General features: G+C 66.0%; 13 protein-coding genes. 4 read left to right on the top strand and 9 right to left on the bottom strand.

Annotation, left to right across the window (positions count from 1 at the left end):
* Window positions 1-26: 26 nt before the first annotated feature.
* The 4 genes from M1D32_RS04055 to M1D32_RS04040 are packed head-to-tail and all read right to left on the bottom strand — an operon-like array spanning window position 27 to window position 4,463.
* The gene (locus tag M1D32_RS04055; protein WP_458781060.1) at window positions 27-1,130 is read right to left on the bottom strand and encodes a mandelate racemase/muconate lactonizing enzyme family protein; all 1,104 of its coding nucleotides are present in this window, start codon (window positions 1,128-1,130) and stop codon (window positions 27-29) included.
* Window positions 1,130-2,035 (bottom strand): 5-dehydro-4-deoxyglucarate dehydratase, encoded by a 906-nt coding sequence (locus tag M1D32_RS04050; RefSeq protein WP_458781059.1) that lies wholly within the window; start codon window positions 2,033-2,035, stop codon window positions 1,130-1,132. Before M1D32_RS04050 ends, M1D32_RS04055 begins: the two co-directional genes overlap by 1 nt.
* Entirely contained in the window at window positions 2,032-2,997 is a 966-nt protein-coding gene (locus M1D32_RS04045) for an NAD-dependent epimerase/dehydratase family protein (protein WP_458781058.1), read from the bottom strand. The genes M1D32_RS04050 and M1D32_RS04045 overlap by 4 nt, the downstream gene beginning before the upstream one ends.
* A 20-nt stretch (window positions 2,998-3,017) precedes the next feature.
* Complete coding sequence (locus tag M1D32_RS04040; protein ID WP_458781057.1) at window positions 3,018-4,463, bottom strand: Gfo/Idh/MocA family oxidoreductase; 1,446 nt, start codon at window positions 4,461-4,463, stop codon at window positions 3,018-3,020.
* A 365-nt stretch (window positions 4,464-4,828) separates the two neighbouring features.
* Between M1D32_RS04040 and M1D32_RS04035 the strand changes: the two genes are divergently transcribed.
* Window positions 4,829-5,863: a LacI family DNA-binding transcriptional regulator gene (locus M1D32_RS04035; protein ID WP_458781056.1), complete on the top strand. Its 1,035-nt coding sequence runs from the start codon at window positions 4,829-4,831 to the stop codon at window positions 5,861-5,863.
* Here the strand turns inward: M1D32_RS04035 and M1D32_RS04030 are convergent.
* Complete coding sequence (locus M1D32_RS04030; protein ID WP_458781055.1) at window positions 5,860-6,600, bottom strand: FadR/GntR family transcriptional regulator; 741 nt, start codon at window positions 6,598-6,600, stop codon at window positions 5,860-5,862. The two genes, M1D32_RS04035 and M1D32_RS04030, sit on opposite strands and share 4 nt — an antisense overlap.
* A gap of 71 nt (window positions 6,601-6,671) precedes the next feature.
* Here M1D32_RS04030 and M1D32_RS04025 point away from each other — a divergent pair, with 71 nt between their 5' ends.
* Window positions 6,672-8,021: an alpha-hydroxy acid oxidase gene (locus M1D32_RS04025; RefSeq protein WP_458781054.1), complete on the top strand. Its 1,350-nt coding sequence runs from the start codon at window positions 6,672-6,674 to the stop codon at window positions 8,019-8,021.
* Between the two features lie 67 nt (window positions 8,022-8,088).
* Here M1D32_RS04025 and M1D32_RS04020 read toward each other — a convergent pair whose 3' ends face one another.
* Window positions 8,089-8,667, bottom strand: a complete 579-nt coding sequence (locus M1D32_RS04020) for an ArsR/SmtB family transcription factor (protein ID WP_458781053.1) — start codon at window positions 8,665-8,667, stop codon at window positions 8,089-8,091.
* A 75-nt stretch (window positions 8,668-8,742) separates the two neighbouring features.
* On the bottom strand, window positions 8,743-9,954 hold the full coding sequence (locus M1D32_RS04015; RefSeq protein WP_458781052.1) for an acetoin utilization protein AcuC: 1,212 nt from the start codon (window positions 9,952-9,954) through the stop codon (window positions 8,743-8,745).
* Window positions 9,955-10,058: 104 nt separating this feature from the next.
* Here M1D32_RS04015 and M1D32_RS04010 point away from each other — a divergent pair, with 104 nt between their 5' ends.
* Together M1D32_RS04010 and M1D32_RS04005 are read left to right on the top strand one after the other, a co-directional pair.
* Complete coding sequence (locus M1D32_RS04010) at window positions 10,059-11,489, top strand: TrkH family potassium uptake protein (RefSeq protein ID WP_458781051.1); 1,431 nt, start codon at window positions 10,059-10,061, stop codon at window positions 11,487-11,489.
* A 40-nt stretch (window positions 11,490-11,529) separates the two neighbouring features.
* Window positions 11,530-12,168 carry a potassium channel family protein gene (locus tag M1D32_RS04005; protein ID WP_172801511.1) on the top strand — a complete coding sequence of 213 codons (639 nt, stop codon included), beginning with the start codon at window positions 11,530-11,532 and terminating at the stop codon, window positions 12,166-12,168.
* A 61-nt stretch (window positions 12,169-12,229) separates the two neighbouring features.
* Here M1D32_RS04005 and proC read toward each other — a convergent pair whose 3' ends face one another.
* Together proC and M1D32_RS03995 are read right to left on the bottom strand one after the other, a co-directional pair.
* Complete coding sequence (proC, locus tag M1D32_RS04000) at window positions 12,230-13,063, bottom strand: pyrroline-5-carboxylate reductase (RefSeq protein WP_458781050.1); 834 nt, start codon at window positions 13,061-13,063, stop codon at window positions 12,230-12,232.
* 289 nt (window positions 13,064-13,352) lie between these two features.
* Window positions 13,353-14,339, bottom strand: a complete 987-nt coding sequence (locus M1D32_RS03995; RefSeq protein ID WP_458781049.1) for a Ppx/GppA phosphatase family protein — start codon at window positions 14,337-14,339, stop codon at window positions 13,353-13,355.
* Window positions 14,340-14,361 lie beyond the last annotated feature (22 nt).

Here is a 14,361-nt window from a genome sequence, read left to right as displayed (position 1 = left end):
ACTCATCGAGTCTGCGTTGATCTGCTTTAGCCTGCGTCGTGGAAGCGGAAGCCGAGTCCGGGCTGGTCGGTGAGCGTCAGGCGGCTGTTGCTGAACTGGACCGGCGAGGGGCCGGCCAGGATCCCCAGCTGCTCAAAGGACGCCTCCTCCACATCCTCCACCAGGGTGGGCTCGGCGAGCGTGAGCGCCAGCTGGCCGGACAGCTCGGGGAGCAGGTGCGGCATCACCTTGATGCTGTTGGTGCGGGCCAGTTCCACGATGCGCCGGAAGGACGTGATGCCACCCACGCGGATAATGTTCGGCTGGATGATGTCCACTGCTTCCGCCTCTATGAAATCGCGGAAGCGGTAGATGGTGTGCAGGTTTTCACCGAGGGCGATCGGCACGGGCGAGTGCTTTCGGAGCCTGCGGTAGGCCCAGAGGTCGTCCGCGCGGATGGGTTCCTCAAGCCACTCCAACCCGAATTCGGACAAAACATCGAGGGCGCGGAGCGTGGTGGGCAGGTCCCAGCGCTGGTTGGCGTCAATCATCAGTTTCCGGTCAGGTCCCAGGACGGAGCGGACCGCGGCCACCCGTTCGGCGTCCTCGCGGATGTCCGGCTTGCCCACCTTGATCTTCACTGCCTGGTGTCCTGCGGCAACCCACCGCTCAGTCTGGGCAGCCAGCTCTTCGAGGCTGTAATGCAGGTTTACACCGGATCCGTACACCTCCGCGGACTCCTGGCGCTGCCCCAGGAGTCCGGCGACGGAAGTGTTGGCGCGGGAGGCCTGAAGATCCCAGAGGGCCAGGTCCACCCCGGCCATCGCAATCGTGGTCAGTCCCCCGCCGCCGGCCTCGTGCAGCCGTTTCCACACCGCGTCCCAGACAACCTCCGGGTTGGCGGGCAGCCCGGTGATGAACGGGGCGATGTCGTAGTCGAGCAGGGCCTTAACCGCCTGCGGACCAATGGTGGGCGTCCAGGAAAAACCATGCCCCGCGCCGCCGTCGTCCGTGTGGATTTCCGTGGTGATCACGTGGTTTTCCGGTGCCTCAACACCCCAGCTCCGGCGCAACGGAACGGTGATGAGCCGGGTGCTCAGGCCCGTGATGCGCGGTTCCGTGCGGACGGCAACAGTTGCGGGGGAGCTCATCAGCGGCCAGCCAGCTCGTAGCCCTTGGCGAGGATGGCCTTCAGCTGCACCAACTGCTCCTCGGTGGGGTCAACCAGCGGCGGGCGCACGGAGCCGACGGGCAGTCCGCCCAGCCGCAGGCCCGCCTTGATCAGCGAAACGCCGAAGCCCGGTGTTTGGTCGCGGAGGCGGACCAGCGGTGCGTAGAAGCCTTCCAGCAGGGCGTTGCGGCGGTCCTCGTCACCGGCCATGTACGCGTCGTAGTAGGCCTTGGCAATCTCCGGGGCCATTGCGAAGGCTGCCGAGGAGTAGAGCGGGATGCCGAGGCCGCGGTAGGCGCCCTGGGTCAGTTCGGCGGTCAGCAGGCCGTTGAAGAACGCAAAGTCCTCCCGTCCGGTTGCACGGACTGCGGATACGATCTCCTGGGCCAGGCCCACGTCGCCCAGCCCGTCCTTGAAGCCGACCACCTTGGGGTTGGCAGCCAGCCGCGCCATGGACGCGGCGGTGAACTTGGCGTTGCCGCGGTGGTAAACGATCACCGGCAGGCTGCTGGCGCTGGCCACAGCCTCGATATAGGCCACGAGCCCATCGGTGGGGCCAGTGACCAGGTACGGCGGCAGCACCAGGAGTGCGTCCGCGCCGGCTTCTTCCGCAGCGCGGGCGGCAGCAATGGCATGGCCCAGCGGACCGCCGGCGCCGGCTACTACCGGAACCTTTCCTGCGACAACCTCGACGGCGGCCGTCACCACGGTGCGGACTTCCTCGATGCTGAGGGCATGGAATTCGCCGGTGCCGCAGGCCGGGAAGACGCCGCCGGGCCCGAACGGGAGGCGGGAGCTGATGTGTTCCTTGAGCATCTCTACGTCAACGGCGCCTTCGGCCGTGAACGGGGTGACGGGGAAGAACAGTACGCCGTCGAATTTCATGGTGTCTCCTTGGCTCCGCTGCCGGCGGTAACCAGCGCAGAGTTCTCGTCGTTGAGGGTGGGGTGGGACTTCAGTTCAGTGCGCCAGCTGCGCGTGGGGTGCCAGCCCAGGAGTTCCTGTGCTTTCGCGATGGAGAAGGCCGGGCTGGTGCCGGCGAGTCCTGCGCTAAGGGCCTCGCTTCCAGGCAGGAACTTAGGCATCAGTTCCGCCAGCGGCGCGGTGGCCAGGGCATCCGCGGCTCCGACGAAGAAGGTTTCCCCGTTGGGGATGGACGGCATCTTCTCCAGCAGCAGGTCCAGGAAGTCCGCCACGTCCCGGGCATCCACGTAGTTGAACAGTGCGGGCGCGGACAGGGCGGGATCGGCCAGCCGTTCGGCGAGCGTGTGGCCCTGCTGTGTCGGTGCTCCTTCCCATTCCTCCGGCGAGATCACAAAGCACGGGCGGAACGCCGCGTAGCGGATCTTCTCGCCCTGGGCGGCAGCGAAAGTCTGCATTGTCTGCTCTGCGATCAGCTTCGACAGCGCGTATGCGTTCCAAGGCCTCGGCGGGGTCCGCTCGTCCAGCGGGAACGACGGCGGCAGCCAGCCTGCGGGCGAACCGTAGCCCAGGACGGTGGGGCTGCTGGCGGTCACGATCTTCTGCACGCCCACCTCCGTCGCCGCACTGATCACGGCAAAGGCGAGCCGCGTGTTCGTGGCGAAGATGACGTCCTCGGGCGCGCTGAACGGTACCGCTATAGCCGCAAGGTGGATGACGGCGTCGGGCGTGGTCTCCCGGAGGAGGCGCAGCGCCTCCCCCGGGGCCAGGAGGTCGGCAGTTTCCTGCACGACGCCGGCCGGCAACTGTTCAGCGGGGACGGCTTCGCGGTCCACCGAGATGACCTGGTGGCCCTTGCCAGCCAGCCCGGCCACAACGCTGCGGCCCAGGCGGCCGGAGCCGCCGGTGACAAAAATTCTGCTCATGGTTGTTCCCAGCCCGCGCTTCAGTGGCCGCGGCGGAGGTCGACGCCGAGGTCAAGGTCCTCGATGCGTACGGGCAGGGAGGACTCGAGGGAGCGGTTGCCGGCGATCCCGACAGAGACGGAACGCAGCCCGTCCAGGTACCCCGAGGGACGTCCCAGCGGATCCTCGCCCGGTCCATTGAAGAGGTCCGAGAGGAGGAGCTCATCACCGCCGCCGTGACCGCCTTCCCCGTTGACGATCGGCACCTCGTAGGCCGCTTCCCAGTGGCGCTGGACCACCAGGCGTTCCCCGTTGCGGCGGATGGCGTCATCCTCTTCGATCGGGGTTGCGCTCGGGTCCACTACAGTCTTCTTGTCCGTGCTGCTGGTGACCGCGGCGCGTTCCACGACCTCCAGCTCGGCACGGCCTTCGGTGCCGTTGACCGCTACCCGGTAGCCCTCCCAGGGGCTGTGGGCGTTCAGCGAGTAGCTGAGGCGGGGGCCGCCCTGGTACTCCACCACCAGCGCGAGGTTGTCCTCAATGGTGATGCCGCCGGTGAAGACGTCCTGGTCACGGCGGTAGCCGTCGTAGTGCTCGTTGTCGAGGAAGAGCGCCTTGAGCCGCTCGTCTTCCCGCAGGTCGAGTGTGAACGGATCCTTCTCTGCAGCAACAGGCGCATCGGCATCGGGCGTGCCGCGCTCGGGGCGGGGGCCAAGGCCGCGTTCGGCGGCGTTCTTGTCGCCGTAAAACTTCAGTCCGCCCGAGGCGAACACGCGCTCCGGAACGTCGTCAATCCACCAGTTGACGAGGTCGAAGTGGTGGGACGCCTTGTGGATCAGCAGGCCGCCGGAGTTCTTCTTCTCGCGGTGCCAGCGGCGGAAGTAATCGGCCCCGTGCACGGTGTCCAGGACCCAGCTGAAGTCGATGGAGGTGACTTTGCCGATGACGCCGCTCTGAATGATTTCCTTCAGGGCGCTGTTGCGCGGCGAGTAGCGGTAGTTGAAGGTGACCACTACGTTCCGGCCGGTCTCGTGGACGGCCTGGGTGATGCGGCGGCAGCCTTCTGCGTCGATGGTGAGCGGCTTTTCAACGACGACGTCGGCCCCTGCGTGGAGTGCCTCGACGATGTAGTCGGCGTGGGTGTAGTCCGGCGTGGTCACCACAACGCGGTCGATATTGTTGTCCTGGATGAAGGCGGTGAGGTCCGCAGGATCAAATGACGCCACCGGTCCCGGTGCGCCGAGCTCCTGGATGAGCTTCTGGTAGAACTCCACGCGGCCCGGGTTGATGTCTGAGAATGCCACCAGTTCCGCGGTCTCGGCATGCTTGCCGAAGATGGCGCGGATGTACATTTCGGAGCGGCCGCCGGTTCCGATCAAAGCGATGCGGGCTTTGCCGCTCCGTCCTGCAGCACCGACAGCGGCGGCGGTGTCCGCGGCAGTTGTTGCCGCCTCTGCAGCAGTACTCGACTCGGCTGTGTTGACCATGAGGGTCCCTTTCGAAAGCTATTACCCGGCCGCCACGGGCGGCCTCTGACGTTCGACAATCGGTGCACTGCTGCACCAGCCTAAGAAAGCGTTTTCTCAGGTCGCTATTAGATTTGTACCAACCGGAAGAGGCATCCGTCAACCATTATCAGCGCTAGGAGAAAGCGTTTTCTAGTGCTTGAAGTGACGAAGTCCCTCCCATCAGGCCGAAAGTCGTGGGAAAACTTGGGAAAACAGTAGAAATCGCTTTCCCGGGGCGGTATATGCTTTGACTCAATAGACCGCCGGAGAACCCGGCAGACACTTGCCGGCAGGCAGCAAAACGGCTTAGGGCAGGGCCCCGCCGTGTTCAGGAAGGGACCACCATGGCCAGGAGATCGGCAACCGGCAGGATCGGGATCGCGGATGTTGCCGTCAAGGCGGGGGTATCCCATGCCACGGTTTCCCGCGTGATGAACGGCAACTTCACAGTGGACCCGGACATCGCCTCCCGCGTCAGGGCCGCTGCCGCCGAGCTGAAGTACCAGCCCAACCCGGTAGGGCGCAGCCTGGCGCTGGGCAAGACCGACACTATCGGCATCGTCGTGCCGGACCTGGCAAACCCAACGTTCCAGGCCATCCTGCGTGGCCTCAGCCGTGCCGCCGCCCAGGACGGATACCGCGTCCTGATCGCCGATTCGTTTGAGGTCTCCAGCGAAGAAACCATCCTGGCCGGCGAAGCCCGCCGGCGCTGCGACGGCCTGGTCCTGTGCGCTCCCCGCATGAGCGATTCTGAGCTGGAAGAGATTGCGCCGTCGCTCCGGCCCCTGGTACTGATAAACCGCACTACCGCGGCGGCGGACGTACCAAGTCTGGTAGTGGACTACGGCCAGGGGGTGCAGGACCTCGCCGAGCACCTGGTGGACCTGGGCCACACCCGCCTGGCATTCCTGGCCGGTCCGCCCCGAAGCGCGTCCAACGGCATGCGGCTCCAGGGCCTCGAAGCATTCAAGGCCGCCCACCCGGACGTGGACGTCCGGATGCTTGACGGCGGCTCGGACTTCGACACCGGGCATGAAGCCGTGGACGCGGTGCTGGAAAGCGGCGCCACCGGCATCCTGGCATTCAACGACCTGGTGGCCATGGGCCTCATGAGCGGGCTCCACGAACGCGGTCTCGACGTTCCCGGCGACATCTCGGTGACGGGTTTCGACGATATCCCCTTCGCCAGGTACACCACGCCTGCACTCACCACCGCTGCCGTCCCGATCACCGAACTGGGCGAGCAGGCCTGGCAGCAGCTCCGCGCGCTGATCCGCAAGGAAGACAATGACGCGCCCGGCAGCCGGTACCAGCCGCGCCTCCAGGTCCGCGCCAGCAGCGGCCCGGCCAAGGCTCCCCGCTCAACGGTGCACGGCTAGACCCGCGCTTCACCATCGTTCGGGCCCACTCCGGCCTCGCGGTAGTAGCCCTCGATGTGGGCAGCCACCAGCTTGGCCGCCCTCTCGCCGTCGTTATGTTGAACGGCGGCGAGAATGTCGTGGTGCTCGGCCCGCAGCCGCGCTGCGGTGGCATCCCAGTCCGGCAGGTTGGCAGTGAGCCGGGACGCGTAGCCGGTGATGGACTCCCGCAGCGATCCCATCATCGCGCTGACCACCGCGTTCCCGGCTGCGTCCGCCAAGGCAAGGTGGAAGCGAACGTCCAGCGACAGGAACTCATCCACCTCCACCGCTTCGGCATCCATCTTCTCCAGGAGCCGGGAGGCGCCGGCGAGCTCCGGAGAATCAGGCCTGGCGTGGGACACCGCCCACGATTCCAGGAGCACACGCGTCTCCACAATGTCGGCCACGGGAAGGTGTTGGGTGGCAACGTGCAGCCGCAAGGCCGAGCCAAGGGCCGCCGTGGGATCCGAGATGACTACTGTCCCTGCCTCGGGGCCGGACCCTACTCCCGCCCGTACAACTCCCATCGCCTCAAGAATCCGGATGGCCTCCCGAACGGAGGTCCGGGACACCTGGAGCTGCTCGGCCAGTGAACGCTCAGCCGGGAGGCGGCCGCCCACTGCCAGCCGCCCCTCGGAAAGCTCGTTCTCAATCCAGGACAGGACAAGCTGGTGGGTCTTCATGGGGCAATAGTAGTTGATGTGGTTGGACCACATGGCCTACAGTGTGGTTAGACCACAGGACGGTTTGTGCGAACGCCACCCGTCACCGCCCAATGGAGGACGCCATGACCCACACCATCCAGCCCAACAATCCGGAGACCACGCCCGCGCCGGACGCCACCGACATTCCCGCAACAGCCGCGCCCGCAGCGGCCGCGGCTCCTGCCGGCCAGGCCTCCGCCGTGCCGGCAGCGCTGAAGCGCCGCATCCCCAAATACTCGGACCTGGCTCCCCTGATGCAGTTCAAGAAGCCGGAGTTCAGCAAGGAAGCCCGGCTCAAGCGCGCCAGCACAGTGTGGGAACTGCGCGACATCGCCAAGCGCCGCACCCCGCAGGCGCCCTTCGATTACACCGACGGCGCGGCTGAAGAGGAGATCACCCTCCGCCGTGCCCGCCAGGCGTTCCTGGACATCGAATTCCGTCCCGGCATCCTGCGCAACGTATCCACCATCGACCTCAGCACCGACATCCTGGGCAAGCCTTCCCGCCTCCCGGTGGGCATCGCCCCCACCGGTTTCACCCGCATGATGCAGTCCGAAGGCGAGTACGCCGGTTCCCAGGCCGCCGAAGCTGCCGGAATCCCCTACACCCTCTCCACCATGGGCACCGCCTCCATCGAGGACGTAGCAGCCGCCGCCCCGAACGGCCGCAACTGGTTCCAGCTGTACCTGTGGACGGACCGCGACCGCTCACTGGAGCTCATTGAGCGTGCCGCCAAGGCAGGCAACGACACCCTGATGGTCACCGTGGACACCGCCGTGGCCGGTGCCCGCCTGCGCGACGTCCGCAACGGCATGACCATCCCGCCGGCACTCACCATCAAGACCGTCCTGGATGCTTCCTACCGGCCCGCCTGGTGGTTCAACTTCCTCACCCACGAACCGCTCACGTTCGCCTCCCTGTCCCGCTACACAGGTACCGTGGCTGACCTGATCAACTCGATGTTCGACCCCACCCTCACCTTCGAGGACCTGGACTGGCTGCGCGAAACCTGGAAGGGCAAGCTGGTGGTCAAGGGCATCCAGACCGTGGAGGACGCCCGCCGGGTGGTCGATCATGGAGCCGACGCGGTGGTCCTCTCCAACCACGGCGGCCGCCAGCTGGACCGCGCGCCCATCCCGTTCCACCTGCTCCCCGAGGTCAAGCAGGCGTTCACCGCGGACAACACCGACGCCGCGATCATGCTGGACACCGGCATCATGAGCGGCGCGGACATCGTGGCAGCCCTGGCCCTCGGCGCCGACTTCACCCTGATCGGCCGCGCCTACCTCTACGGCCTCATGGCCGGCGGCCGGGCAGGCGTTGACCGCACTCTCCAGATCCTGGAAAAGGACATGGCCCGCACGTTGGCCCTGCTGGGTGTCAGCAAGCTCTCCGACCTGACCCCTGACCACGTGCGCCTGCTGAACAAGTAGGTCCCCGCCCACGTAGGCAGCCCCCATGTCCTTGCTGGACATGGAGGCTGCTTACGTGGTTTCAGGGTTATTTCTTCCGGCCGAACTTCGGCAGGTTGGGCAGGTTCGCGAGCAGGTCTGCCGCCTTGGTGGCCGCGCGGCCCACGGTCCGGCCAATCTGCTGGGGCACGCTGTCGTCGCTGAGCGGGGCAGCGGTTCCGCCGGGAATGACGACGGCGGGACTCAGGTCAGCACCGTCGGGTGCCAGTACGCCGGCCGAGACAGCCTCTGCCGCCACCGCATCCGCTGTGACGTCCTCGCGCCTTGCTGGAGCCGGAGGCGCCTCGGAAGCGCCGTCCGGAATGGAGGCAACGGGGGCCGGTGACGTGGCAGCGGAAGCCGCAGAGCCGACGTCGAAGGTTTCAAGCCAACTGGCGATGCCCTCCAGCGGCTTGCGGTTCAGCGCGTAATAGCGCTTTTGGCCCTGCGCCCGCATGCTGACCAGCTGGGCTTCCCGCAGGACTTTCAGGTGCTTGGAAATAGTTGGCTGGCTCGCCGCCAGTTCCTCCACGAGCTCCCCCACGGCCTTGTCTCCGGAACGAAGGGAGGCCAGGATGTCCCGCCGGGTCGATTCCGCAATGACGGCAAATACGTCGTCTGTCACCATGCCTTCAACCCTAGCGACATATGCCCCGAAAGGCATCACTATTTCGCCGGCCCGGTGCCATCGGAGGACACCTCTTCAGTCGAACCAGGGATCCAGTCCGTGCAGGGGAAAAACTGCCTTCCGGGTGGCCATCACCGTGCGGTCCACTGCATCGTTGGGGTCGAACCCCACTTCCCAGGACCGCCACCAGAGCTCCACGTCGTCGCCCATCAGTCCCGGCGCCGCGGACCCGAATTTCTCCTCGACGTACCGCCGCCAGTCTTCCGGGACCGCGGTCCGCAGCGGCACCGGCCTCCCCGCGGCGATGGCAATCAGGTGGCTCCAGGACCGCGGGACCACGTGAAGCACGTTGTACCCGCCGCCGCCCGTGGCAATCCAGCGGTTGTCGCAATACCGGGAAGCGAGATTCCCGACGGCGGTGGCCGCCTCCCGTTGCCCGTCGATGCTGAGGTTGAGGTGCGTGAGCGGATCGGTCCGGTGCGAGTCACAGCCGTGCTGGCTGACGATCACTTCGGGCTGGAAGGCTGCCACCAGTTGCGGCACCACCGCGTGGAACGCCCGCAACCAGCCGGCGTCACCCGTCCCGGAGGGCAGTGCGAGGTTGACGGCACTTCCCTCGGCCTTCGGCCCACCGATCTCGTTGGCGAACCCGGTGCCGGGGAACAGGGTGAGGCCACTTTCGTGCAGGGATACGGTGAGCACGCGCGGATCGTCCCAGAAGATACTCTCCGTCCCGTCCCCATGGTGGGCGTCGACGTCGATGTACGCTACTTTGCGGATGCCGCCGTCGAGCAGTTTCTGCACGGCCAGCGCGGCGTCGTTGTAGATGCAGAACCCGCTGGCTTTGGAACGTGAGGCATGGTGCATGCCGCCGCCGAAGTTCACCGCGTGCAGCGCCGATCCGTCCAGGATCCTGGAGGCGGCCAGCAGGGACCCGCCGGCCAGCCTCGCGGCGGCTTCATGCATACCGGCGAAGGCAGGATCGTCTTCGGTTCCCAGGCCGCGGGCTTCGTCGGCCGCAAACGGATCTTCACTGACTCTGCGGACTGCAGCCACGAAGTCAGCCGAATGGACTGACTCCAGCTCGGCGTCGGTGGCGACGCCGGGCTCTGCGATGGCAAGGTGGTCGAGGTCGAAGAGTCCCAGGCTTCGGGCCAGGCGCGCCGTAAGGTCCATCCGTTCGGGCGCCATGGGGTGGCCCGGACCGAAGTTGTATGCGGTCATGTCAGTGCCCCACACCACCGTCGTCGGCGGCGCGGGCTGGCTCAGACCGGGCAGATATGTCATCAATCACAGGCTACCCGAGCCCGCACCCCTTCCAGCCCGGCCATTACGCCGGCATAAGTGGTTTACTACTGAGGGAAGCAGATTCGACCGAGGAAAAGCCACACATGACGCAAAGCCAGTCGAGGCCCCGAAACCCGGCCAGCTGGCATCCCGCGCAGGAGCGGGAGGGCCTCTGGGTTCTGACGCGGCTCCGCGACTTCATCGATGAGATTGCCAATACCTCCCCCGCCCGGCTGGCGCTGAGTGCGTTCGCCGGCGTGTGCCTCGTGTTCACGCTTCTCCTGTCCCTGCCCATCTCCTCCGCCACCGGTACTGTCACACCGCCCCACCAGGCGCTGTTCACGGCCGTCTCCGCAGTCTGCGTTACCGGGCTGACAGTCGTTTCGACGGCGGTGCACTGGTCCTTCTTCGGCCAGCTCGTCATCCTCATCGGCATCTTCATCGGCGGCCTCGGCACCCTGACGCTGGCGTCATTGCTGGCCCTGATGGTCAGCAAACGCCTCGGTGTCCGCGGAAAAATCATCGCAGCGGAATCGATGAACAACGCAGGCCGGCTGGGCGAGGTGGGTACCCTGCTGCGGATCGTCATCACTACGTCGGTGGTCATCGAAGGAATCCTTGCGCTGGCCCTTATCCCGCGGTTCCTCACTTTGGGTGAGCCATTCTGGCAATCCGTCTGGCACGGCATCTTCTACGCCATCTCGTCCTTTAACAACGCCGGCTTCACCCCGCACTCGGACGGCATCGTGCCCTATGAGACGGACCTCTGGATCCTCATCCCCCTGATGCTGGGCGTCTTCCTGGGCAGCCTGGGTTTTCCCGTGGTGATGGTCCTGCAGCAAAACGGGCTGAACTGGAAAAAGTGGAACCTGCACACCAAGCTCACCATCCAGGTTTCCCTGATCCTGCTGGTGGCCGGCACGTTCCTGTGGGGACTGATGGAGTGGGATAACTCCCGCACGATCGGGGGGATGGAATTCGGGGACAAGATCACGCATGCACTTTTCGCCTCCGTGATGACGCGGTCCGGCGGATTCAACCTGGTGGACCAGAACCAGATGGAGTCCACCACCATGCTCCTGACCGACGCGCTGATGTTCGCCGGCGGCGGGTCGGCCTCGACGGCGGGCGGCATCAAAGTGACAACCATCGCCGTGATGTTCCTGGCGATCATCGCCGAGGCGAGGGGCGACGCCGACGTCAAGGTCTACGGCAGGACCATCCCCCAGGGCAGCATGAGGGTGGCTATTTCTGTGATTGTCGCCGGCGCCACCCTGGTGTCCGTGTCCGCATTTCTCCTGCTTCACATCAGCGGTGCTTCGCTGGACCGGGTGCTGTTCGAAACCATCTCGGCTTTCGCCACGGTCGGGCTCAGCACCAACCTCAGTGCCGAGCTGCCGCCGTCGGGCGTTTATGTCCTTAGCGCCCTGATGTTTGCCGGCCGTGTGGGCACCGTGACCCTCGCCGCCGCCCTGGCCCTGCGCCAGCGCAGTCAGCTGTACCACTACCCCGAAGAGAGGCCCATCATTGGCTAGTTCCCCAGACGCCCCCCGGCGGCCCGCACACAACGCCCCGGTGCTGGTCATCGGGCTTGGCCGCTTCGGTTCCTCCACCGCCGAGCAGCTGGTCAAGCAGGGCCGGGAAGTGCTCGCGATCGAACGGGACCGGACCCTCGTGCAGAAGTGGGCGCCCCTCCTGACGCACGTTGTCGAGGCCGATGCCACCAACATCGACGCACTCCGCCAGCTGGGCGCGCAGGAGTTCAGCTCCGCCGTCGTAGGAGTTGGCACGTCCATCGAGTCCTCGGTGCTGATCACCGTGAACCTGGTGGATCTTGGCATAGAGCATCTGTGGGTGAAGGCGATTACGCCCTCGCACGGCAAGATCCTCACCCGCATCGGCGCCAACCACGTGATTTACCCGGAGGCAGACGCTGGGGTCCGGGCCGCCCACCTGGTGTCCGGGCGCATGCTGGACTTCATCGAGTTCGACGACGATTTCGCCATCGTGAAGATGTACCCGCCGCGAGAAACGGTGGGGTTCACCCTTGACGAATCCAAGGTCCGGTCCAAGTACGGCGTAACGATTGTGGGCGTCAAGTCACCCGGTGAGGACTTCACCTACGCCCGGCCGGAGACGAAGGTGTCCTCCAGAGATATGCTGATCGTGTCCGGACACGTGGACCTGCTGGAACGCTTCGCCGCCCGGCCTTAGTCCCCAACCGCACCCTAACCCCGCAAGCCCGGCCAGGGAACCGTGCGGCCGTGGGCCCATATCAGCCCAACTGCCGGGTGATCTCCGCTGCCCTGTCCGCTGCTGCCCGGGCTCCGGCGGCAATGATGGACGGAATGCCCCGCTCATCGAAGGTGGCGATGGCCCGTTCCGTGGTGCCGTTGGGGCTGGTGACGGCTTTGCGCAACGCCGAGGGACTGGCTCCGGGTTCGGCAAGCATAAACCCGGCGCCAGCTACCGTTTCACGCGCCAGGAGCAGGGACAGCTCGGCGTCCAGCCCCAGCTCCTCGCCCGCGGCCGCCATGGCCTCAGCAAGATAGAAGGCGTAAGCGGGGCCCGAGCCGCTGATGGCCGAGAGGGCGTCCACCTGTTCTTCCGGTACCTCAACAACGGTCCCAGCGCCCTTCAGGATGTCCTTGACCTTCTGCAGCTGTTCCGGGGTGCAGTTGGTTCCCGGCGAGACCGAGACAACACCGCGTCCCAGCTTGGCCGGAGTGTTGGGCATGCTGCGGATCACCGGCTGGCCGGCGGGCAGGGCAGCCTCAAGTTGGGCGATGGAGACAGCGGCCGCCACACTCACCACCACGGTGTCACGCGCCAAAGAGCCGCTGATCTCACGGGCGAGGTCGGTGATGCCAGCCGGCTTCACCCCCAGGATCACGACGCCCGATCCCTTGGTTGCCTGCTTGTTGTTGTCCGGCTCTTCCTCACCGGCGATCGCGGTGATGCCGTGATGGCGCTCGGCGAGTTCCGCGGCCCGCTCCGCACGCCGTACGGTGGCCACGATGTCAGCCGGATCCGTCCCGGCCTCCAGCAGTCCGCCGAGGATAGCTTCGTTCATGGACCCACAGCCAAGGAATGCGATTCGGTTGCTCATGGCTCCATCATTGCAGTTTGGTCCTCCCGGCGCAGAAATCAGTGAGCAAACATTCCCTGAACGGGAACTGGCCGAAACAGGTTCACAGGTTGCTCACATGTTTGACGCAGCTTCCTCACAAGTGGGATCCCTACAGTGGTTATTACCTCATTGAGGGTGCGAGTGATGCGGCAGGCATGGGGATGTCTGCCAGGGCACCGGCGTACGGAACAGGTTTTCCCCCATTTTCCTGTTGCGGCCGCCGGTGCTTCCGCTTTTAATCGCCGTTTTGGGATCCCGGCGCGGACCTTCAGACGGCAGCTTCGATAGCCTCCGGTGCAACGTGGGGAGCAGGCTCCAGCGGCCCGGAGAACACCAGCTGGTCGAGGCGGCGGAGGATCAGCCCCTCTCGGAGCGCCCACGGGCAGATCTTGATTTTCTTGAACTTGAAGAGCTCCAAAGCTGCCTCCGCCACGAGCGCCCCGGCAAGGAGCTGGTGCGCCCGCGCTTCTGAAACGCCCGGCAGGTGGAGCCGGTCTTCGGCTTTCATGGCCGAGATACGCTGCGCCCAGACCCCGAGATCCGACCCGTGCAGCTCGCGCTTGACGTAGGGCCCTGCGGCGCTGGGAGCGGCACCGGCGATCCGGGCGAGGGACCGAAAGGTTTTGGAGGTTCCTGCGACGACGTTGGCCCGGCCCAGCCCGTCGAACTCACGTACCGCGGGCTTGAGTGTGGCACGGATATAGCGCCGCAATTCCTTGACGCTCCTGGCTGAGGGCGGGTCCTCGGCCAGCCAGTCGCGGGTGAGCCGGCTGGCTCCCAGCGGGACCGACGTGGCGACCTCCGGCAGTTCGTCTTGGCCAAAGGCCATCTCGAACGATCCGCCGCCGATGTCCAGGTTCAGGATGGGACCGGCACCCCAGCCGTGCCAGCGCCGGACGGCAAAGAAGGTCATGGACGCTTCTTCGCTTCCGGTGAGTTCCTGCAGTGTGACGGTGGTTTCGTGCTTGACCCGGGCCAGGACTTCGGGGCCGTTGGTGGCCTCGCGGATGGCGGAGGTACAGAAGGCAAGGAGGTCCTCGGCCTTGTGCCGCGCCGCGAACTCCCAGGCTTCCAGCACGAATTCCGTGAGCTCGTGCTGCCCGGCGTCACTGATGCTGCCGTCCGGCTCCAGGTACTGGACCAGGGACAACGGCCGCTTGTGCGATGCAAAGGGCACCGGCCGCGCGCCGGGGTGGGCATCCACCAGGAGGAGGTGGACAGTATTGGACCCGATATCGAGGACGCCTAGCCGCATGCTGCCATTATTCCCCGGCCCG

Source organism: Arthrobacter sp. D3-16, from assembly GCF_054408515.1.
This window is presented reverse-complemented; position numbering and strand designations above follow the sequence as displayed.